Origin of the sequence: Pseudomonas sp. P1.8, assembly GCF_001269805.1 — a bacterium.
GTDB lineage: Bacteria > Pseudomonadota > Gammaproteobacteria > Pseudomonadales > Pseudomonadaceae > Aquipseudomonas.
Genome location: NZ_LHVM01000013.1, coordinates 268,138 through 289,196, shown reverse-complemented (window position 1 = coordinate 289,196; position 21,059 = coordinate 268,138). Strand labels below are relative to the sequence as shown.

Below are 21,059 nucleotides of genomic sequence, written 5' to 3'. Positions count from 1 at the left end.
GAAGTCACTTCCGGTTTTTCTGAAACACACTTATCGGACTTTCGATGAAACGCTACGAAAAATTCGCCGACGACATTGCTGAACTGATCCGCTCCGGCGTTCTGGGACCCGGCCACCGCGTACCGTCGGTGCGTTATGCCAGTCAGACCTACGGCGTCAGCCCATCCACGGTGTTCCAGGCCTATTATCTGCTGGAGCGTCGCGGTTTGATTCGCGCCCGCCCGCGCTCTGGCTACTTCGTCAACACCCATACCCCGAGTCAGTTCTGCGAACCGGTGATCAGCAGCGAGGTAAACGAATCCACCGAGGTCGATGTCAGTGAACTGGTGTTCTCGGTACTCGACTCGATCAAGGACCCGAACACCGTGCCGTTCGGCTCTGCGTTCCCCAGTCCGACCCTGTTCCCCCTGCAACGCTTGTCCCGCTCCCTGGCCAGCGCCACCCGTGAGATGGACCCGCGCATGGTCGTCACTGACATGTCGCCGGGCAATCCACAATTGCGCCGACAAATCGCCCTGCGCTACATGGTTGGCGGTCTGATGTTGCCGATGGAAGAACTGCTGATCACCAACGGCGCCCTTGAGGCATTGAACCTGTGCCTGCAAGCAGTCACAGAGCCGGGCGATCTGGTAGCCATCGAAGCCCCAGCGTTCTACGCCTGTCTGCAAGTACTCGAACGCCTGAAACTCAAGGCTGTGGAAATCCCCGTGCACCCGCGCGACGGTATCGACCTCGGTGTGCTCGCGCAAACCCTGGAGCGACACCCGATCAAGGTCTGCTGGTGCATGACCAGCTTTCAGAATCCCATGGGCGCGACCATGCCCGAGGCGAAGAAGCAGGAACTGGTCGAATTGCTGCGCCGTCATGAAGTGCCGCTGATCGAAGACGATGTCTACGCCGAGTTGTATTACGGCCAGCAAGCACCGAAACCGGCCAAGGCCTTTGATACCGAAGGCCTGGTGATGCACTGCGGCTCATTCGCCAAAAGCCTCGCCCCCGGATACCGCATCGGATGGGTCGCCGCCGGGCGCTATGCGCAGAAAATCGAACGGTTGAAACTCATGACCTCGCTGTGTGCGTCGATGCCGGCCCAGGCGGCCATTGCCGATTACCTGCAACACGGCGGGTATGACCGCCATCTGCGCAAACTGCGTCACGCGCTGGAGGACCAGCAAAGCGCGATGCTCGCCGCCATCGCCCGGTATTTCCCGGCACAGACTCGGGTCAGTCAGCCGGCTGGCGGCTACTTTCTGTGGCTGGAGTTGCCGGAGCAAATGGATTCGTTGAAGTTGTTTCAGATGGCGCTGGCGCAAGGCATCAGCATTGCACCGGGGCCGATCTTTTCACCGACGCAGCGCTTCAGAAACTGTATTCGGCTGAATTACGGCAGTCCGTGGACTGAGGATTCGGAGAAGGCGATGGAGACGTTGGGGCGGATTGTGCGGTCGTTCTGATAAAAACAAGTTCGCTCCTGCAGGGGTATCTGTGAACACCACAAATCCACTGTAGGAGCGAGCATGCTCGCGATGAGGCCGGCACTGACAACACCAATCCCGGGGCTTAGCGCCCACCCCCCAAATCAACAAACGTCCCCGTCGCATAGGAAGCCTTGTCCGACAGCAGCCAGACAATCGCTTCCGCCACTTCATCCGGTCGTCCGCCCCGCGCCATGGGGATGGCGGATTCAAGCTTGCTGACCCGATCCGGATCACCGCTCAGGGCATGGAAATCGGTGTAGATGTAGCCTGGGCGAACCGCGTTGACACGGATGCCTTCGCCGGCCACTTCTTTGGAAAGGCCGACGGTGAACGTATCCAGCGCGCCTTTTGAGGCGGCGTAGTCAACGTACTCGTTGGGTGCCCCCAGGCGCGCCGCCACCGATGACACGTTGACGATGCTGCCGCCCTGCCCGCCGTGCTTGGGCGACATGCGCAAGATCGCGTGCTTGGCGCACAGCACAGGCGCCAGGACGTTGGTCTTGAGGATCTTGAGGATGCGGAACTCAGACATTTCATCGACCCGGGACTTTTGCCCTACAGTGCCGGCGTTGTTCACCAGTGCGGTGACCCGCCCCAGTTCGGCGTCCACCCGGTTAAACAACGCGATGACTTCGTCTTCAATGCTGACATCTGCGCGCACCGCGATGGCTTGCGCGCCGAGGGCGCGGACCTGCTCGAGCACGCCTTGAGCAGCCTGCTCGTCGGCCAGATAGTTGATGCAGACCCGATAGCCCTGCGCGGCAGCCAAAAGAGCGGTGGCAGCACCGATGCCGCGGCTGCCGCCGGTGATGACGATGACTTTATCCATGCGAGCTTTCCCCCCAATCCAAGCGTAAGCAGTCGAGGGCAAGAATAACCGTGATTCACGGGTTTTGCATGGACTCACATCAACACTCAACTCGCTACAACCTGCTCCCCACGCTGGATTTCGATCATGAAGCGCTCGGCCGGCAGCGGGTGACCGAGCAAATAGCCCTGCAGCGAGTCACACCCCAGTCGCGTGAGGAAGTCTTGCTGCACACCGGTTTCAACGCCTTCGGCGACGATGCGTAACCCCAGGGCCTGACCGAGGGCGACGATCGCCGAAACGATGGCGGCGTCATCGCTGTCGCGTTCCAGATCGCGAACAAAACCGCGGTCAATCTTCAGTTCATTGGCCGGCAGGCGTTTGAGGTACATCAAGCTGGAGTAACCGGTGCCGAAATCATCGATGGACAGGTCTACCCCCATGTCCGACAGTTCCTGCAGCACGGTCATACTGGCATCGGCGTCGCTCATCGCGGTGGTTTCGGTGATTTCCAGGGTCAGGCTGTTGGCCGGCAAACGATGGGTGGCCAGCGCTTTGGCCACGCTCCTCACCAGGCCCGCATGACAAAACTGGATGGCCGAAAGATTCACCGCGATGCGCCAGTCGGTGTACCCCAACACGTACCACTCTCGCATCTGCCGGCAGGCCTCATTGAGTACCCACTCGCCAATGGGAATGATCAGTCCGGTTTTTTCCGCCAGTTCGATGAACTTGTCCGGCAACAGCATCCCCTGTGTCGGGTGTTGCCAGCGCAGCAACGCTTCGGCACCGATTGGCCGGCCGTTGGCGGCATCGAACTTGGGCTGGTAATACAGGCTGAACTCCTGATGTTCCAGGGCATTGCGCAGGTCTTGCAGCAATTGCAGTTGTTTGCGGGCGTTACTGTTCATCGAAGCATCGAAGAAGCTGTAGCCGTTTTTACCCGCTCCTTTGGCGTGATACATCGCCGCATCGGCGTTCATCAGCAACTCTTGGGCGGTTTGGCCGTTGCCCGGAAAGAGCGCGATGCCAACACTGGCGGAGATTTGCAGATCATGCTCGGTGACACGGAAGGAGCGCGCGATCAGCCCGACCTGACGGGAAGCGAGACTCAAGGCGTCATTCTGCTCGTTCAACTGCACCAGCAGCACGAACTCATCACCACCGATCCGTGCCAGGGTGTCCTGATTGCGCAAGTCTTCTCGCAGGCGCGCCGCCACCTCACGCAACAGCAAATCGCCCATGTGGTGTCCGAAGGCATCGTTGACCGGTTTGAACCCGTCCAGATCAATGAACATCAGGGCAAAGCACCCGCCCTCTTCCTGCACCCTCGACATGGCCTGGTCAATACGGTCGGCGAGCAGCATCCGGTTCGGCAACCCGGTCAGCGTGTCATGCAGAGCCAGTTGCGTCAGTTCACGATTGGCTTCGGTCAGCGACAGGGCCAGGCTGGCGGTACGGGCCTCCAGGCGTGCATCGAGGATCGACGTCAGCAAGGCAATGCTCAGCACCGCCAGCGTGGTGATCAGCACGAGGTTATCCAGGCCATTGCCATTCAAACCAGAGGCGGCCGCACCGCAAAAACTGCCATCGGCAAAACGCGCGGCGGCCATGCCGGTGTAGTGCATGCCGACAATGGCGATGCCCATGATCACGGCAGCACCGCCACGGATCAATCGCACATGAGGCGTGTGCTGACGCAGGTGGAACGCTATCCACAACGCGGCCCCCGAGGCGCCGACGGCAATCAGCAACGAGGCGCTGAACAGTGTCGGGTCGTAATCGATCCCGGGCTGCATGCGCATGGCCGCCATGCCGGTGTAGTGCATCGCACTGATGCCGGCGCCCATGACCAGCGCGCCGAAACCCAATTGCCACGCCGGCAATTTCGGCTGACTGACCAGCCACAGGGCGAATCCGCTGGAGAGCACACCAATCAGTAAGGACAGTGACGTGAGCGCGATGTCGTAGCCCAGATCAATCGGCAACTTGAATGCGAGCATCCCGATAAAGTGCATCGACCATACGCCGACACCCATGGCAATGGCGCCCCCGGCCGTCCATAAATGCACAGCCCGCCCCTTGGCGGTTGCAATACGGCCGGTGAGGTCCAGTGCGGTATAGGATGCGAGAATCGCTACGCAGAGCGAAATGATGACCAGCGTAGGGGAATAGCTACCGATGAGCATGGAGACTTCTCGAAATCACCGCCGTATTGCATCCTTTCTCGGGGGTGAAATAGCGCGATTGTACTGATTCCAAAAGGGAACGCACTCACAAAGTTAGCAAAAGGCCATTAGTCCGATGAAACGCTTGTTTTACTGCTGGAGTTACCGAGCCAGACACCTTTGTGGCGAGGGGGCTTGCCCCCGTTCGAGCGCGAAGCGGTCGCAAATCAGGTGATTGCAGAGCTGGATTCAGGGCCGCTGCGCGACCCAACGGGGGCAAGCCCCCTCGCCACAGCCAAGCAGCCTCACCCAGTTTTGTTACTTGGTGTCGCTTACATCAAGCTGCCCGTCCCAGCCGCCACCCAGCGCCGCAATCAACTGCACACTGGCGATCAGGCGGCTTTGCTGCAGATCGAGGGTGCTGCGCTCATTGCTCAACGCCGACGCCTGAGTCACCACGACATCAAGGTAGGCAATCAAACCGGCCTTGTACTGGTTCTGGGTCAAACGTAGCGATTCACGGGCCGCATCCAGCGCCTGCTGACGTACGACAGCTTCGTCCTGCAGCACCTTGAGTTGCACCAGGTAGTTTTCCACTTCACGGAAACCGTCGAGCACGGTCTGGCGATACTTGGCCACGGTCTCGTCATAGGCCGCTTCACTGCGGTCGACTTCCGCCGAGCGCTGGCCGCCGTCGAACAAGGTCATTGCCAGTTGCGGGCCGACCGACCAGAAACGGTTGGGCAGACTGAACAAGTCCTTGGAGGTGCTGCTGCTATAGCCGCCGTTCATGCTCAACGTAAAGTCCGGATAGTAAGCGGCCTTCGCCACACCGATGTTGGCATTGGCGGCGATGACTGAACGTTCGGCCGAAGCGATATCCGGGCGCCGTTCCAGCAGCTGCGAAGGCAGATTCAGCGGCACTTGCGGCAATTGGGGAATACCTTGGGTTTCTGCCAGGGAAAACTCGGCGGGCGGCAAGCCGATCAGTACCGCAATGGCGTTTTCAAACTGGGCGCGCTGCCAGATCAGGTCGACCAGATCGGCCTCGGTGCCCTTGAGCTGTGTTTGCGCCTGAGCCACCGCGTCCTTGCCGGAAACCCCGGCGCGATACTGGTTTTCGGTCATTTTCAGCGAGCGCTGATAAGCCTCGACGGTGGCTTCGAGCAGGCGTTTCTGCTCGTCGATCACACGCAATTGCAGATAGTTCTGCACCAGTTCCGACTGCTGGCTCAGACGCATGGCTGCCAGGTCAGCGAAACTCGCCTCGGCATTGGCGGTGTCGGCTTCCAGGCCACGACGCAATTTACCCCAGACATCCGCCTCCCAACTCACACCAGCCTGTGCGGTGTAGGTGTCACGAATACCGCTGGAAGAACTGGTCAGGCTGGAACTGCTGCTGCCGGTGCCCTGGCTGGAGCGGTTCTTCCCGAGCGACAGGTCGACCGTCGGAAAAAAAGCCCCGCGGGCACTGCGCACCAGCGCCTGGGCCTGGCGGAACTGGGCCTCGGACTGGGCCACGGTCTGGTTGGCGCTGTTGAGCCTCTCAACCAGCTCGTTGAGCTGGCGATCTCCATACAACTCCCACCATGCGCCACGAATGAGCGCGTCACTCGGATTGGCCTGAGTCCAGCCCTCGGCGGCTTTGTACTGAACCGGGTCGGCGGCTTGCGGACGCTGGTAATCCGGGCCGATGGCGCAGGCACTGAGCAGGACCATGCACAGTGACAGGCTCAACAGGCGCGAGCCCCGAACAGTGGCCAGGTTGATAAGCGAACGGTCAGTCATAGCGGAGTTTCCAGAGCGGCATCGGTTCGCACCCCACGCCAGTGGTTGAAGCGATGGCGCAGTTTGTCGAGATAGAGGTAAACCACCGGGGTGGTGTAAAGGGTCAGCACCTGACTGAAAATCAGCCCGCCGATGATGGTCAGACCCAGCGGCTGACGCATTTCGGCTCCTTCGGCGCGGCTCAACAGCAACGGCAAGGCGCCAAGGATCGCCGCCAGCGTGGTCATGAGGATAGGCCGCAACCGTTGCAGGCAAGCGCTGCGAATCGACTCCAGCGGCGCAAGCCCCTGATGTCGTTCAAGTTGCAGCGCCAGGTCGATCATCAGAATCGCGTTTTTCTTCACCACGCCAATCAGCAGGAACAGCCCGAGCAGGGAAATCAGGCTGAACTCCCCTCCCAGCACATAGATCGACAGCAACGCGCCGACCCCGGCCGAAGGCAAGGTCGAAAGGATGGTCAGCGGGTGGATGTAGCTTTCGTACAGCACGCCCAGCACCAGATAGACCGCCACCAGCGCGCCGAGAATCATCCACGGCTGGCTCTTCTGGGTCGCGGCGAAAGCGTCGGCGGTGCCGGCCATCTTCGCGATCACGTCTTCCGGCAGACCGACCTTGGCAATGGCTCGCTCGATGGCGGCACTGCCCTGCTCCACGGTCACGCCTTCGGCCATGTCGAACGCAATGCTTTCCGAGGCGAACTGGCCTTCGTGGCTGACCCGGTCATCTTCCAGGCTGTTTTCGTAATGGGCGATGGTCGATAACGGGATCCGTGCACCGTCGGCGGTGATCACCTGAACCTGCTTGAGGGTGATCGGGTCCTGGGCGTACTTCGGATTGACCTCCATCACCACCTGGTACTGGTTGAGGCTGTCGTAAATAGTGGAAATCTGCCGCTGGCTGTAGGCGTTGTTCAGTACCGAGGTAACCATGTCCATGTCGACGCCCAGGCGCTTGGCCTGATCGCGATCGACAATCAGCGTCACTTGCTGGGCCCCGCGACCTTCTCGGGCATCAATCGCCGTCAGCTCCGGCAAGGCCTTGAGTGCCGTGACGACCTTTGGATACCACTCGCGCAGCGCTCCAAGGTCACCGCTTTGCAAGATGTAGGAATACTGAGATGAAGTCTGCTCACGACCGCCACCAAATTGCAGGTCCTGGTCAGCCATCATCATCAACTGCGCCCCCGGGACCTTGGGCATTTCCTTGCGCAGGCGTTCAATGACCTTTTGCGCGGAGATGTTGCGTTCCTTGATCGGTTTCAGGCGCACCAGCATGAAGGCGTTATTGGTGCCGTTGCTGCCGCCAATGAAACCGGCAACGCTTTCGACCGCTTCATCCTTCAACACCGCGCGGCGGAAGGTTTCCATTTTCGGCTGCATCACGCTGAACGACAGACCGTCGTCGCCACGCACGAAACCGATCAGCTGGCCCGTGTCCTGCTGCGGAAGAAATGTTTTAGGAACAACGATATACAGCGCAATGTTAACGCCAATTGTCACAAATAGGCTGAGCAAGGTGAGGCGTCGATGACGCAACACCCAGTCCAGGCTGGTGGCATATTTGCCAACCATCCACTCGTTGGCCCGCTGGCTCCAGCGTTGCAGGCGGTTTTCCTGCCCCGGTGTGTGCGGCTTTAGCCAGCGAGCACAGAGCATCGGCGTCAAAGTCAGCGAAACGATCAGCGACACCACGATCGACGCCGCCAAGGTGATGGAAAACTCGCGGAACAGGCTTTCAATGATCCCGCCCATGAACAGGATCGAGAGGAACACCGCCACCAGGGAGACGTTCATCGACAGCAACGTGAAACCGACTTCCTGGGCACCAAGGTACGCCGCTTTCATCGGTCGCACGCCTTCGTCGATGTGCCGGGAAATGTTCTCCAGCACCACAATGGCATCGTCCACCACCAGGCCGGTGGCGAGGATCAGCGCCATCAGCGACAGGTTGTTCAGCGAGAAACCGTAGAGGTACATCACGGCAAAGGTGCCGACCAGCGACACCGGCACCGCCAGCGTCGGGATCAGCGAGGCACGCAAATTACCGAGAAACAGGAACACCACCAGGATCACCAGAGCCACGGCGATCAGCAGTGTCATTTCCGCTTCATGCAACGTGGCCTTGATCACCGGCGAACGGTCCATCGCCAGATTGAGTTTGACGCTGGCTGGCAGCACGGCCTGCAACGCCGGTAACTGCGCCTTGATCTCGTTGACCGTCTCGATGATGTTGGCACCGGCCTGGCGGTTGATCACCAGCAGAACCGCTGCGTCATCGTTGAAGAAACCGCTGTTGTAGCGGTCCTCGACACCGTCGCTGACCTTGGCCACGTCCTTCAGGCGCAGGGCCGCGCCGTCGGCGTAATGGATGATCAGCGACTCGTAGTCCTTGGCCTTTTCCAGCTGATCGTTGGCCTGCACCTGCCATAAACGCTGGCCGTCCTCCACCGAGCCCTTGGGCCGGCGCACGTTGGCATTGGCGATGGTGTTGCGCACGTCGTCCAGCGCCACGCCGTATTGGTTCAGCGCCTGGGGTTCGAGCTCGATGCGCACCGCCGGCAAGGAGCTGCCACCGATCTGCACTTCACCCACGCCCTGCACTTGCGACAGACTCTGGGACAGGATGGTCGAGGCCAAATCGTAGAGCTGGCCTTTCTCCAGCACGTCCGACGTCAGTGACAGCACCATGATCGGCGCCTGGGACGGGTTGACCTTCTTGTAGGTCGGCATGCTGCGCATCCCGCTGGGCAGCAGGTTGCGCGAGGCATTGATCGCCGCCTGCACTTCCCGCGCAGCGCCATTGATGTCGCGGTCCAGGTCAAATTGCAGGATCACCCGGGTCGACCCCTGGCTGGAACGACTGCTCATGGTGTTGACCCCGGCAATAGTGCCGAAGGAGCGTTCCAGCGGCGTGGCCACGGTCGACGCCATGACCTCGGGGCTGGCGCCGGGCAGACTGGCCTGCACCACGATCACCGGGAAGTCCATTTGCGGCAGCGGCGACACCGGCAACAGGCCGAAGCTCACCCCGCCCAGCAGCATGATTGCCAGGCTCAACAACAGGGTCGCAACCGGGCGTTTGATGAAAGGTCCGGACAGGTTCATGGCTGCTCAACCACTTCCACGGACTCAGGTTTGCGACCCCAACGGCGACCGAGCCGGTCGAAATACAGATAGATCACAGGCGTCGTAAACAACGTCAGAATCTGGCTCAGCAACAGGCCACCCACCATCACCAGACCCAATGGCTGGCGCAGTTCTGCCCCGGAACCGGTAGCCAGCATCAACGGTACAGCCCCAAACAACGCCGCCAGAGTGGTCATCAGAATCGGCCGAAAACGCAACAACGCTGCCTGATAGATCGCCGTTTGCGGGTCCATGCCCTGATTGCGCTCGGCGTCCAGAGCGAAGTCGATCATCATGATCGCGTTCTTCTTCACGATGCCGATCAGCAAAATGATGCCGATGATCGCAATCATGCCCAGGTCATTGCCGCTGAGGATCAACGCCAGCAGTGCTCCGACCGCCGCCGACGGCAGGGTCGAGAGAATGGTGATCGGGTGGATGTAGCTCTCGTACAGCACGCCGAGCACGATGTACATGGTCACCACCGCCGCCAGAATCAGCAGCAAGGTGCTCGACAGCGACGCCTGGAACGCCTCCGCGGCGCCCTGGAACTGGGTCTGCACGCCAATTGGCATGCCAATGTCCTTCTGCACTTGCTCGATAATCTCCACCGCATGCCCCAGCGCCACGCCGGGCGCGAGGTTGAAGGACATCATCACCGCCGGGAACTGGCCGATGTGGGTGATCGCCAGTTGCGCCTGCCGCTCTTCAATGCGCGCCAGGCTGGACAGCCGCACCTGCCCGCCATCGGTGGTTTTCACGTGAATCTGGTTTAGCGCATCCGGGCCGATTTTTTCGCCGGACTGCGATTGCAGCACCACGCGATACTGGCTGGCCTGGGTGTAGATCGTGGAAATCTGGCGCTGACCGAAGGCGTCGTACAACGCATCGGTAATGTTCGACACCGACACCCCGACCCGCGACGCCGCATCGCGATCGATCACCAGATAGACCTGCAAGCCTTTGTCCTGCAAGTCGCTGGCAACGTCGGTCAGCTCCGGACGATCCGCCAGCGCCTCGACCAGCCGCCCGCTCCACAGGCTCAACAGCTCTGAATCGGGCGAGGACATACTGAACTGGTACTGCGTACGGCTGACGCGGTCCTCGATGGTCAGGTCCTGCACCGGCTGCATGAACAGGCGAATGCCCACCAGTTTGTCCACTTCCGGTTGCAGGCGGGCAATCACTTCTGGCGCAGTCAGATCGCGGTTGCTGTGCGACTTGAGGTTGATCAGCAAACGTCCGCTGTTGAGCGTCGAATTGTCGCCATCCACGCCGATATAGGACGACAGACTCTCGACGGCCGGATCCGCCAGAATCACCTTGGCCAACTCCTGTTGACGCTCGCTCATCGCCGCGAAGGAAATCGATTGCGGCGCCTCGGAAATGCCCTGGATCACCCCGGTGTCCTGCACCGGAAAGAAGCCCTTGGGCACGACCATGTACAGGACCACCGTCAGTGCCAGCGTGCCGATAGCCACCAGCAAGGTCAGCGGCTGATGCTTGAGCACCCACTGCAACTTGCGCCCGTAGGCAGCGATCATCCAGTCGATGAACGCACCGCTGGCGCGGTAGAAACGGCCCTGCTCTTCTTCCTTGGGCTCGCGCTTGAGCAAGCGCGCGCACATCATCGGGGTCAGGGTCAGGGAAACGACCAGGGAAATCAGGATTGCCACCGCCAGGGTGATCGCAAACTCACGGAACAACCGCCCTACCACATCGGCCATGAACAGCAGCGGGATCAGTACGGCGATTAGCGATAGCGTCAAAGAGATCAGGGTGAAGCCGATCTGTTTGGCGCCCTTGAGCGCAGCATTCAGCGGGCTGTCGCCTTCTTCGATGTACCGGGATATGTTCTCCAGCATGACGATTGCGTCGTCCACCACAAAACCGGTGGCGATGGTCAGCGCCATCAGGGTCAGGTTATTGACCGAAAACCCCGCCAGGTACATCACGCCGAACGTGCCGATCAACGACAGCGGCACGGCTACCGACGGAATGATCGTGGCGCTGGCCCGACGCAGGAACAGGAAGGTGACCATGACCACCAGGGCGATTGCGATCAACAACTCATGCTGCACGTCCTTGACCGATGCGCGGATAGTCTGGGTGCGGTCGGTCAGTACCACCACGTCGAGACCGGCCGGCAGGTTGTCGGTGATGCTCGGCAGCAGTGCCTTGATCCGGTCGACCACTTCGATAACGTTGGCGCCCGGCTGGCGCTGGATGTTCAGCAACACGGCCTGGTTTTCATTGGCCCACGCGGCCAGCCGCTCGTTTTCGGCGCCGTCGACGATTTCCGCCACGTCCTTGAGGCGCAATGGCGCACCGTTGGCGTAAGCCAGGATCAGGTTGGCGTAGTCCTTGGGCGACGTCAGTTGGTCGTTCGCATCGAGCATCGACACCCGGGTCGGGCCGTCGAAGTTGCCTTTGGGCTGGTTGACGTTGGACGCGCCGATCAGGGTGCGCACGTCCGACAGGTTCAAGCCATTGGCGGCCAACGCCTCAGGGTTGACCTTGATCCGCACCGCCTGACGTTGACCGCCGGCAATGCTGACCATGCCGACGCCGCTGATCTGGGCGATTTTTTGCGCCATGCGCGTATCGACCAGATCATTGAGCTTGGGCAACAGCATGGTCTTTGAGGTGATCGCCAGGGTCAGCACCGGCGTATCGGCCGGATTGACCTTGTTGTACACCGGTGGCGCCGGCAGGTCTTTGGGCAACAGGTTGGTGGCAGCGTTGATCGCCGCCTGCACTTGCTGCTCGGCCACGTCCATGTTGATGTCGAGGCTGAAACGCAGGGTCAGCACCGACGCGCCGCCGGAACTGGTGGAGGCCATTTGCGTCAGGCCGGGCATCTGCCCGAATTGCCGCTCCAGCGGCGCGGTCACGGCGCTGGTCATGACATCCGGGCTGGCGCCGGGATAGAGCGTCATGACGCGAATGGTCGGGTAATCGACCTGGGGCAATGCCGACACTGGCAGCAGCCGGTAGGCAATGACGCCGGCCAGGATAATGGCCAGCATGCTCAGCGTGGTAGCTACCGGGCGAAGGATGAACAGCCGCGAGAGATTCATGCGCCGCCCTTTTTCGCCTTGTCGGTGGTCGCAGGTTCAGGCGCATTGGCGGCCGACTTGCCTTGCAGGTGTTCGGTGGGAGTGGCGGGCACGTCCTGGCTGTCGTTGACCACTTCCACGTCACTGCCGTCCTTCAGACGATCGGTACCCTCCAGTACCACCCGATCACCCGCTGTCAGTCCTTCGGTGACCACGGTGTTCTGACCGTCGCTGGCACCGATTTTCAACTCACGGATCTTGACCTTCTTGTCACCGTCCAGGGCATAGACGAACGTGCCGTTGGTGCCGAACTGAATCGCGGCGGAAGGCGCCAATATTACGCCTTTGAGCGTGTCGGCCAGCAGGCGGACATTGACGAATTGATTGGGGAACAGCGACTGATCGCGGTTCTCGTAACGCGCCTTGAATTTCAGGGTGCCAGTGGTGACGTCGATCTGGTTGTCCAGACTTTGCAATACGCCGGTGGCCTGCAGCTTGGTGTCGCCGCGATCCCAGGCTTCGGCGGGCAATTTGGCACCACTGCGATAACGGGCGAGCACGGTTTCGAGGCTGTTTTCCGGCAGCGTGAACGCCACGCTGATCGGTTGGGTCTGGGTGATGATCGCCAGTGCCGTGGTGTCGTTCGCCGCAACCAGATTGCCTACGTCCAGTTGGCGCAGGCCGACGCGTCCGGCAATGGGGGCGCGGATTCTGGTGAATTCGAGATTGAGTTTGGCGTCATTGACCGCCGCCTGATTGGTCTTGACCGTGCCCATGTATTGACCGACCAGCGCTTCGGCGGTGTCCAGGGTTTGCTTGGCGATGCTGTCTTCACGGTACAGGCCGCGATAGCGCTCGACATCGACCTGGGCGTTTTTCAGTTGTGCCTGATTCTGCAGCAAGGTGCCTTCGGCCTGAAGCAGGGCGTTCTGGTATGGGCGCGGGTCGATCTCGGCGAGCAGGTCACCAGCCTTGACCATTTGCCCCTCTTCGAAATTGATCTTCATCAGTTCACCGCCAACACGGCTGCGCACATTGATGGTGTTCAACGCCGTAACGGTGCCCAGCGCCTTGTAGTACAGCGGAAAATCACCCTTGACCGCCGGGGCTACGCGTACCGGCACCGGCCCGGACGCTCCACCGAACCCCGGCCGCATGCCACCCGACCGGCCAGTGTGCCCGGCCACGGCTTTTTGCCCCGCGCCTTCTTTCGGTGCAGCGCTGCCGGGCCAGAATTTCCAGCACAGGGCGGCGATGACCAACAGGACGAGCAGGCCAAACAGCCAGCGACGGGGACTACGGGAAGCGGAGGATTGCATTGAGTGATCAACCATTGGGCGCGTGGGCTTGTTTTACATGAGGCTGAACGATAAGCACTGGCGGCTCTTAAGCAAAGCGCCTTTACCGGCAATTTACCTTCGGCTTACGTAACAGGAGTTTTGTGTAAGACACTGAAGCACAAATGAAAACGGCCTGGACAGGGCCAGGCCGTTAAACATTGTAAAGGTAAGCTTATTTCAGTACAGCAAGGGCCGCGTCGTAGTTTGGCTCGTCAGCGATTTCGCCAACCAGCTCGCTGTGCAGCACGTTGTCGTTTTCGTCCAGTACCACGACGGCACGGGCGGTCAGGCCTTTGAGCGGGCCGTCAGCAATGGCAACGCCGTAGTTTTCGATGAACTCGGCGCCGCGCAGGGTCGACAGGTTCTGTACGTTTTCCAGGCCTTCGGCACCGCAGAAACGGGCTTGGGCGAACGGCAGGTCAGCGGAGATGCACAGCACGACCGTGTTGGCGACATCGCTGGCCTTGGCGTTGAACTGGCGCACGGAAGTCGCGCAGGTCGGGGTGTCGACGCTTGGGAAGATGTTCAGCACTTTGCGCTTGCCGGCAAAGTCCTGCAGGGTGACGTCGGACAGATTGCCGGCAACCAGGGAAAAGGCTGGCGCCTTGGAACCGGCTTGTGGCAGTTGGCCGTTAACTTGAACCGGGTTGCCTTTAAGAGTGACTTGAGCCATGAACGGAGTCCTTCTGACGTGGTGGTGGAGAATTTTGACGAGGCCGAAGTTAACCACGAAATTGTCCGACGACCTATGGTCAAAACCAAATTGTCATGTGTCAGCGCACAAAATTGGATACAACTCGTTACCCCTCCTCCTTTTGAACACCACAATACTCCTGTAGGCGCTGCCTTGCCTGCGATGACGACATCCAGTCCAACATCTATATTGACTGACCCACCACCATCGCGGGTGAACAAAAATTTCGCAGACAGCATTGTCGATTCAAGCATGAGCCGTTCGACTATCCAGTGAATCATCACAAATCCAGCGGAGACCTCACCATGCGATTCATGATCATCATCAAAGCCAGCCCCGACTCCGAAGCGGGTGTCATGCCCAGCGAAGAATTGCTGACTGCCATGGGCAATTACAACGAAGAACTGGCCAAAGCCGGCATTCTCCTTTCCGGCGACGGCCTGCAGCCGAGCAGCAAAGGCGCTCGCGTGCGATTCTCGGGCGACAAGCGCACTGTCATCGACGGCCCCTTCATCGAGACCAAGGAACTGATCGCCGGGTTCTGGATTTGGCAGGTAACGTCAAAAGAAGAAGCCATCGAATGGGTCAAGCGCTGCCCCAACCCGATGCCCGGCACCGAAGCCGAGATCGAGATTCGCCAGGTGTTCGAGCTGGAGGATTTCGGTGCAGAGCTCACGCCCCAATTGCGTGAGCAGGAAGAGCGAGTGTTCGGGCAAGCGAAGAAGTGCTGAGTGTCACGTACAGCGGATCAAGTCCTGAATCTGCGGGGAAGACCAGGATGTAATCGTCGTACTCGGCGGCTTGAGCGTCGCCGGCCATGGATTCAATTAATGGCACCGGTAAAGACTGTACAAAGCCCAGGCGACGCGGCGAGGCCTGGGCTGCTGGAACAAGCGTTTCGAGAGTGGCCGGGGCAGACCAGCACAGGGTGATGGGTGCGACTCCATCGGTGGTAAAACTGAACCCGTTCGATTGTGGGTCGTGTCGCACCGACCGCACTCTGACGCTATTGCCGACGGCCTGAGCGATGTACACCTGAGGCAGTGATTTGATCTCGCGCGCTCCGTGGAACATCGTTCCCGGTTTGGCGGGCACTACCGTCGTGCCCATTCTGAAAGGCAGTTCGATCTGCCCCTGACACGTTGCCATCGACAGCCAATCCTGTCCTTCAAGTGGCATGAATTCGACCAGAGGAACACTGAGCGCGTAGACCTGACTGTCGGCGCGACTGGAAAACTCGAACCGCAGGACTGTTGCGCACGGGCTTTCACCTCACCTTTCTCGTGATGCCAGTTCCTCACGTAATACACGACTGACTCCGCGGAATGGCTATTGACCTTGTCGTCAGGATAAAACAACAAGTCTGCACCTTTGGGATGTCCGCAGATTCGGTCGAAATGTTCAATCAACCGGTCATGGTCCTGCCTGGGTAAATCAACGGCCCAGATTCTGTTGACCAGTGCCTGGAATTCCGACTGGGTGTAATCCTTTAGTGTGGCTTTAAGTTCCATCTTGGGTTCTTCCTTGTGTTTATTGGACATACAGCTGAAAGCAATGGCAGCCGCTCATCGAGTTGGGACAGCTGCCTGTTAGCCAGTGACATCTATTCGGGCTTGAATCCGGGCTTATTGTTGGCCGCCCGCCATTCCTTGACTTCTTTCAGGATGCCCTCGGGACTGTCTTCCTGACCGTCCTTTGGGTAGAAGATGACATCGGAGCGCTCTGGGTGCTCGGTGATTTTTTCAAAGTGGACGAGAAGACCATCCAGATATATTTCCAACTCTTTACCATGCAACCCCGCTGGACAATTACGAAACCTACGTAAAAAAGACAAAAACTCTGCCTCTGTATAGTCTTCATATCCATCTTTAAAGATCTGATTTTTCTTTCCTTATGGACCTGTATATGACGTTGCGGCGTCATTACCGAGATATTATCGACCCCATACACGCCACCCCCCATCGAAACTTCGACATTATGATGAGCTCGAGAGTTTTCCGCCCGCCGTTTGATCCGCAAGTCTCGGATATGGAGCGAGTCCTTCACGCAAACTTCTTAGATTGTGTTCGCAAAACGGTCGGCGCAATGTCGGACCCATAGCGATCGCCCTCCAAAATGCCTCCCTTACCCTATACAAACGTTCAGTCGTGTCCCTTATCAATCAATGTAAAGACCAGCGTTTTAACTTCCATTGCCGCGGTGTATTGAAAGACAACCTTCTTGCCCGGGTAAACAGCAGGATCCAGTGGGTAGGAATCCCACCCGCCCGTCTGGCCCATCGGCTGAGGCATCTTGATTGGACCTCTGGATTCCATTGGTTTGCCGAAGAGCGCATGCACATCGGACTGGGTCTTCATCGACATGTACGGCATTGGCAAATCACCTCCATACACAATGATTCCAGGCATTGTCTCCATTAGGGTGACAAAAACCTTTTTCAGCCGATTCGTTCCAGCCCAAAAGCTAAGTTCCACCCCTGGAAACGGTTCAATGTCAAGCCAATCTCTACCTTCGTAAAGTTCCTGCAGAGCCTGACGTGGAACGACTCCCTCAGAAACTAACGCATCGTAAGACTTACCAAGCCCTGCGATCCATTCCTCGATCTTCACTGCGCTCATCAGTACCACCCCTGCTCTTTGCTTAGCGAATTGCTCAAGGACTCTTTCAATTTCAGCTGCTGAAATACTTTCCGCTAACAACCCCTCTTTTAGCGCTAAAACATTACTTTCAATTGCACTAAAAATATCAGAGGAGTCTTCAACGCGCTTCTGCTTAGAGTTTCGCCCTCCATAAGTCTCACTGAATTTTTGGTGGACTTTCTGAGGAATTGCGACGCTCGGTGCACGATTCAGAATTTTGCCAATTTCCTGCTTCGTTAAATCTGGAAAATTCAATTCCAAATGTGCCTCCAGCGCCTTTCTAGAAGGAATATGATCAATATCCAACCCATCCCCCCTGCTCCGCCCACTAAGCTCGTTATACGGCCCTACCTCCAATGGCTCAACCGGCGGACCAACGAAAACCAGTCCGGGCGAAGGTAGATCCCCATCTCCCGGAAACCCCGGAATACTCGCACCAATCTCCCCCTCGTCAACAGCCGGAAACGTCTCGTTATGCGGTAGGACCGGGATCGCCGGGTTGCCGGGAGATACCGTCGGGGACGTTGGTGTGCCGGGTAGCGTCGTCGACCCAAGGTGTTCGCTACCCGGTGGCACCAAGGGTTTCCATGTGGCGGCAGGCGGGAGCGGCCAGGACACCACTGCGGGTTCGATCCCCAGCCACCCCCCGGCACTGTTCGGTGTCTTGATGCTGATCTGATCGAGGTTGAAAGGATCGGACCAGAAATCCGCTCGTTCTTCGTAACGCAGTTCGAACTCACGGTTTTCACCCACCCATGTGTTTTTCGGCGCGTAGGGGGCGAAGCCTTGTTCGATACGTGCTTTGTTCACCTCATCGAATCGGGTGGTGAGCGGTGGGTGTTCTCCCAGGGTTCGCCACAGCGCTTCATCGAAGGCGGCGAACGACTTGAATTCGCGTCCGCGCAACTGATCACCGACCTGGGTCGGGATGGCCACGCCATTGGCCTGGGTGGCCGCTTTCCACCAACCGACCGTCGCCGGTTGCCCCGTCCCGCTGACGGTGCCCGTACCCAGGGGCGGCACGCTGAAAGAAACGTACGTTGGCGGTAAACCCGGCACGCAGACAATGCAGTCCTGGATGCGCAAATCGACGCCGGCCGGGATGTCCTGGATCTGCGGCTCGGTCACCGTCAATGGTGCCTGAACGGGTGTCGTAGCCTGAGGCATGGCCTCTGGCGCGAACAGCAGGTGCCTGGTCGGTGAGCCCGGTATCTGCCCTTTTCCTGGCTTTTTTTCTCCGGTTGCTAACGCCACCAAAATTGCCTGAGGCGCCGACCCGATTGCCTGCGCCACCCAATCCGCCACCCGAGCCCCCGCCGGAGGCGGGCGGTCCGGACCTGATGACTACGTCTCCTGACGATCCATCGTTGAATATACGTTGTGCCATACAGTTCTCCTTATCTGTAGGGCACAGGATGTCGGGGGTGCGATGGTCAGGTGCGGTACATATGCATACGCCTGACGTGTTTTTCCGGAATCTGTACTTCCTCTGTGTGGATTAAATCAATGAATGTTGTACGACGCCCGCCGAAACTAACTTTGTAGTACACATATTGCATGCCAACTTGAACACAAAACCAAAGAATTAATCCCTTCGACTGGCCAACTCATGGTTAGATGCTAACTTCAACTGACGCCGTCCTACGGCTCGCTCAGAAAAGGATTACACGATAACGGCCAAAAAAATAAGGCCGGGTATTCAGTGAGCCACCAGGGAACCGGGGGAATCATGTTCAAAAAGATGGGGATGTGCGCCTTTGCATTGGCGACTTCACTCGCGCCTGTCGTTTCAGTCCGGGCGGATAACGCCGAGACTGCCAACAAAAGCAACAATCCGCTGAATCTGGCGCCTGGCGTCAACCTTCAGGACTACTACACGCCCAAGCTCTACGACACCAACGTCCACACCAATGACGCGCTGTTGCGCGGCGCGTTGCCGATGGCGCCCAACGACTTCATCGGTGTCCCGCAACTGCTGCGTGTCACGCTGCCTGTCAGCACCCGTCCCGATCCGCATAACGGTTACAGCACCGGCATCGGGGACCTGAACGTGTTCGACATTTTCTTGCTCAAGACCGAAGGCGTGCAGTTGGGCATCGGCCCGCAGATCACTGCGCCGACCGCCGAACAAGATGAACTCGGGACGGGCAAGTGGCAGGCTGGCCTCTCCGCCATCGCCATCGATTCCTCGCCTCGCGGGCTGCTTGGCGCCCTGGTTCAATACCAGAGTTCGTTTGCCGGTGATGAGGACCGCGCCCACGTAGAGTCCGCCACCTTCCAGCCGTTCATCATCCATAACCTGGAGAAGGGTTGGTACCTGCGCTCGACCGGCACCTGGACGTTCGACCTGAAAAACGACACCCATTACATCCCCCTCGGTTTGGGTGGCGGTAAAGCCTGGAAATCGGGGTCCAATATCATCAATGCCTTTATTGAACCGCAGTGGACCGTTGACCACAAAGGTGAGGGCCTGCCGAAATTCACGCTGTACGCCGGTATCAACATCACCTTCGAGTAATAGGGGTTTTTTATGCATGGGGCACTTCGCGTAGCCGGTTTCAGCCTGATGACGATGTTTGTCAGTTGCGGTGTCGGCGCACAGAACGCCAGGGCTGATTTCACGGCCACTGCCGAAGAAGCCCGAGCCATTGCCAAGGAAGCTTATCTGTACGGTTTTCCGGTGGTGGAGATGTACAAGACGCTATACACCCAGGCCGTCGACAAGAAGAGCTCGAACTTCAAGGCGCCGTTCAATCAGATCGGCAACACCGCCAAGGCCTTCACCGCCAAGGACACGGCGTTTGTCACGCCCAACGCCGACACGCCTTACTCTTTCGTGTGGATGGATTTGCGCGCCGAACCGGTCGTGCTGACGCTCCCGGCCATTGAAGAGCACCGTTATTACTCGGTGCAGTTGATTGATGCCTATACGCAAAACTTTGCGTACCTGGGCACGCGCAGCACCGGCAACAACGGCGGCCACTTCATGATTGCCGGGCCCGACTGGAAAGGTCAGCAACCGCAGAACATCGACCGTCTGCTGCGCAGCGAAAGCAATATTGCCTATGCGCTGTACCGCACGCAGCTGTTCGACGAAAAAGACCTGGCCAACGTCAAGCAGATCCAGAAGGGCTACAAGGTTGAAACCCTGAGCCATTACGACAAACACAAGGCGCCGCCTGCCGCCACGAAAATCGACTGGCCCAAACCCACGCCAACCATGAGCGACACCCCGGACCTGTTCCGCTACTTGAACTTCATGCTGTCATTCGCCCCGGCCCAGGACGTGGAAAAGGATCTGCTCGCACGCTTCAAGACCATCGGTATCGAAGCCGGCAAGCCCTACAACCTGACCAGGCTCAGCGCCGATCAACGCAAGGCGCTGGAAGACGGAATCAGCGACGCCAAGGCGCAGTTTGCCGCGTTCAAGAAAGGCAAAGTCGACACCCATGAAATCACCAGCGGTGATTTTTTCGGCACCCGCGATCACCTCAAAGGTAATTACCTGTATCGCTATGCCGGGGCCAATATGGGTATTTTCGGCAACTCTGCCGAAGAGGCGAACTACATTGGTTATTTCGTCGACAAGGACAACAAGCCGGTCGACGCCTCGAAAAACGACTACACCTTGCACTTCGACAAAGGCGCTCTGCCCCCGGCCGATGCGTTCTGGTCACTGACGATGTACGACGCCAGGACCAAACTGCTGGTGGCCAACCCGCTCAATCGCTACCTGATCAACTCGCGCATGCTGCCCGATCTCAAGCTCGATGCGGACGGCGGCCTGACCCTTTATGTGCAGCAAAAGGCGCCGGCCGAGGCGTTGCAAAGCAATTGGCTACCGGCGCCGAACGGTCCGTTCTACGGCATCCTGCGTCTTTACCTGCCAAAACCGGAAGTCACCAGCGGCCAATGGAAAATGCCGTTGCTGACGCCCGTCAACTCAAAACAATAAGCGGA

The 21,059-nt window shown here is 58.9% G+C and carries 16 protein-coding genes and 1 pseudogene; 4 read left to right on the top strand and 13 right to left on the bottom strand.

All coding sequences use genetic code 11. From position 1 onward, the window contains the following. The first annotated feature begins 44 nt into the window (after window positions 1-44). Window positions 45-1,454, top strand: a complete 1,410-nt coding sequence (gene mapR, locus AD668_RS12120; protein ID WP_053158953.1) for a GntR family transcriptional regulator MpaR — start codon at window positions 45-47, stop codon at window positions 1,452-1,454. 106 nt (window positions 1,455-1,560) lie between these two features. Here the strand turns inward: mapR and AD668_RS12115 are convergent, their stop codons facing one another. From AD668_RS12115 to tpx, 7 genes are all read right to left on the bottom strand, one after another. Beyond that, window positions 1,561-2,307 carry an SDR family oxidoreductase gene (locus AD668_RS12115; protein ID WP_053158951.1) on the bottom strand — a complete coding sequence of 249 codons (747 nt, stop codon included), beginning with the start codon at window positions 2,305-2,307 and terminating at the stop codon, window positions 1,561-1,563. An 86-nt stretch (window positions 2,308-2,393) separates the two neighbouring features. Next, window positions 2,394-4,475, bottom strand: coding sequence for a bifunctional diguanylate cyclase/phosphodiesterase (locus AD668_RS12110; RefSeq protein WP_053158949.1), 2,082 nt, complete (start codon window positions 4,473-4,475; stop codon window positions 2,394-2,396). 297 nt (window positions 4,476-4,772) lie between these two features. After that, entirely contained in the window at window positions 4,773-6,242 is a 1,470-nt protein-coding gene (locus AD668_RS12105; protein ID WP_053158948.1) for an efflux transporter outer membrane subunit, read from the bottom strand. Beyond that, on the bottom strand, window positions 6,239-9,346 hold the full coding sequence (locus tag AD668_RS12100; protein ID WP_053158946.1) for an efflux RND transporter permease subunit: 3,108 nt from the start codon (window positions 9,344-9,346) through the stop codon (window positions 6,239-6,241). The genes AD668_RS12105 and AD668_RS12100 overlap by 4 nt, the downstream gene beginning before the upstream one ends. Next, window positions 9,343-12,447 (bottom strand): MdtB/MuxB family multidrug efflux RND transporter permease subunit, encoded by a 3,105-nt coding sequence (locus tag AD668_RS12095; protein WP_053158944.1) that lies wholly within the window; start codon window positions 12,445-12,447, stop codon window positions 9,343-9,345. The genes AD668_RS12100 and AD668_RS12095 overlap by 4 nt, the downstream gene beginning before the upstream one ends. Next, complete coding sequence (locus tag AD668_RS12090; RefSeq protein ID WP_053158942.1) at window positions 12,444-13,760, bottom strand: MdtA/MuxA family multidrug efflux RND transporter periplasmic adaptor subunit; 1,317 nt, start codon at window positions 13,758-13,760, stop codon at window positions 12,444-12,446. Before AD668_RS12090 ends, AD668_RS12095 begins: the two co-directional genes overlap by 4 nt. Window positions 13,761-13,938: 178 nt before the next feature. Next, entirely contained in the window at window positions 13,939-14,439 is a 501-nt protein-coding gene (gene tpx, locus AD668_RS12085; protein WP_053158940.1) for a thiol peroxidase, read from the bottom strand. Between the two features lie 326 nt (window positions 14,440-14,765). Between tpx and AD668_RS12080 the strand changes: the two genes are divergently transcribed. Further along, a complete protein-coding gene (locus AD668_RS12080; protein ID WP_053158938.1) occupies window positions 14,766-15,191 on the top strand; it encodes a YciI family protein in 426 nt (141 codons plus the stop codon). Here the strand turns inward: AD668_RS12080 and AD668_RS29900 are convergent. The 6 genes and pseudogenes from AD668_RS29900 to AD668_RS29890 form a co-directional block, all read right to left on the bottom strand. After that, window positions 15,133-15,639 (bottom strand): S-type pyocin domain-containing protein, encoded by a 507-nt coding sequence (locus AD668_RS29900; RefSeq protein WP_256220635.1) that lies wholly within the window; start codon window positions 15,637-15,639, stop codon window positions 15,133-15,135. The genes AD668_RS12080 and AD668_RS29900 overlap by 59 nt on opposite strands. Then, window positions 15,555-15,971, bottom strand: coding sequence for a bacteriocin immunity protein (locus AD668_RS29895; protein WP_256220634.1), 417 nt, complete (start codon window positions 15,969-15,971; stop codon window positions 15,555-15,557). Before AD668_RS29895 ends, AD668_RS29900 begins: the two co-directional genes overlap by 85 nt. A gap of 92 nt (window positions 15,972-16,063) precedes the next feature. Continuing rightward, window positions 16,064-16,336, bottom strand: coding sequence for a bacteriocin immunity protein (locus AD668_RS12075; protein WP_053158936.1), 273 nt, complete (start codon window positions 16,334-16,336; stop codon window positions 16,064-16,066). A gap of 26 nt (window positions 16,337-16,362) precedes the next feature. Next, window positions 16,363-16,506 (bottom strand): annotated as a pseudogene (locus tag AD668_RS30335) (hypothetical protein); the annotation flags it as partial. Continuing rightward, complete coding sequence (locus tag AD668_RS30330; RefSeq protein ID WP_371259796.1) at window positions 16,436-16,597, bottom strand: hypothetical protein; 162 nt, start codon at window positions 16,595-16,597, stop codon at window positions 16,436-16,438. The gene AD668_RS30330 and the pseudogene AD668_RS30335, both read right to left, overlap by 71 nt. Window positions 16,598-16,601: 4 nt before the next feature. Further along, complete coding sequence (locus AD668_RS29890) at window positions 16,602-18,392, bottom strand: DUF6392 family protein (protein WP_256220633.1); 1,791 nt, start codon at window positions 18,390-18,392, stop codon at window positions 16,602-16,604. Window positions 18,393-18,840: 448 nt separating this feature from the next. On the opposite strand from AD668_RS29890, the gene AD668_RS12065 reads away from it, so the two are divergent. Together AD668_RS12065 and AD668_RS12060 are read left to right on the top strand one after the other, a co-directional pair. Next, window positions 18,841-19,617 (top strand): hypothetical protein, encoded by a 777-nt coding sequence (locus AD668_RS12065; RefSeq protein ID WP_256220658.1) that lies wholly within the window; start codon window positions 18,841-18,843, stop codon window positions 19,615-19,617. Window positions 19,618-19,629: 12 nt separating this feature from the next. Beyond that, window positions 19,630-21,054, top strand: coding sequence for a DUF1254 domain-containing protein (locus AD668_RS12060; protein ID WP_053158933.1), 1,425 nt, complete (start codon window positions 19,630-19,632; stop codon window positions 21,052-21,054). Window positions 21,055-21,059: the final 5 nt, after the last annotated feature.

Bases quoted from the DNA above. Each gene is read 5' to 3' on its own strand.
- tpx (WP_053158940.1), bottom strand. From the start codon at position 14,439: ATGGCTCAAGTCACTCTTAAAGGCAACCCGGTTCAAGTTAACGGCCAA.
- mapR (WP_053158953.1), top strand. From the start codon at position 45: ATGAAACGCTACGAAAAATTCGCCGACGACATTGCTGAACTGATCCGC.
- AD668_RS12110 (WP_053158949.1), bottom strand. From the start codon at position 4,475: ATGCTCATCGGTAGCTATTCCCCTACGCTGGTCATCATTTCGCTCTGC.
- AD668_RS12115 (WP_053158951.1), bottom strand. From the start codon at position 2,307: ATGGATAAAGTCATCGTCATCACCGGCGGCAGCCGCGGCATCGGTGCT.
- AD668_RS29895 (WP_256220634.1), bottom strand. From the start codon at position 15,971: ATGGAACTTAAAGCCACACTAAAGGATTACACCCAGTCGGAATTCCAG.
- AD668_RS12060 (WP_053158933.1), top strand. From the start codon at position 19,630: ATGCATGGGGCACTTCGCGTAGCCGGTTTCAGCCTGATGACGATGTTT.
- AD668_RS12100 (WP_053158946.1), bottom strand. From the start codon at position 9,346: ATGAACCTGTCCGGACCTTTCATCAAACGCCCGGTTGCGACCCTGTTG.
- AD668_RS12080 (WP_053158938.1), top strand. From the start codon at position 14,766: ATGCGATTCATGATCATCATCAAAGCCAGCCCCGACTCCGAAGCGGGT.
- AD668_RS12090 (WP_053158942.1), bottom strand. From the start codon at position 13,760: ATGGTTGATCACTCAATGCAATCCTCCGCTTCCCGTAGTCCCCGTCGC.
- AD668_RS12105 (WP_053158948.1), bottom strand. From the start codon at position 6,242: ATGACTGACCGTTCGCTTATCAACCTGGCCACTGTTCGGGGCTCGCGC.
- AD668_RS12065 (WP_256220658.1), top strand. From the start codon at position 18,841: ATGGGGATGTGCGCCTTTGCATTGGCGACTTCACTCGCGCCTGTCGTT.
- AD668_RS12095 (WP_053158944.1), bottom strand. From the start codon at position 12,447: ATGAATCTCTCGCGGCTGTTCATCCTTCGCCCGGTAGCTACCACGCTG.
- AD668_RS29900 (WP_256220635.1), bottom strand. From the start codon at position 15,639: ATGCCACTTGAAGGACAGGATTGGCTGTCGATGGCAACGTGTCAGGGG.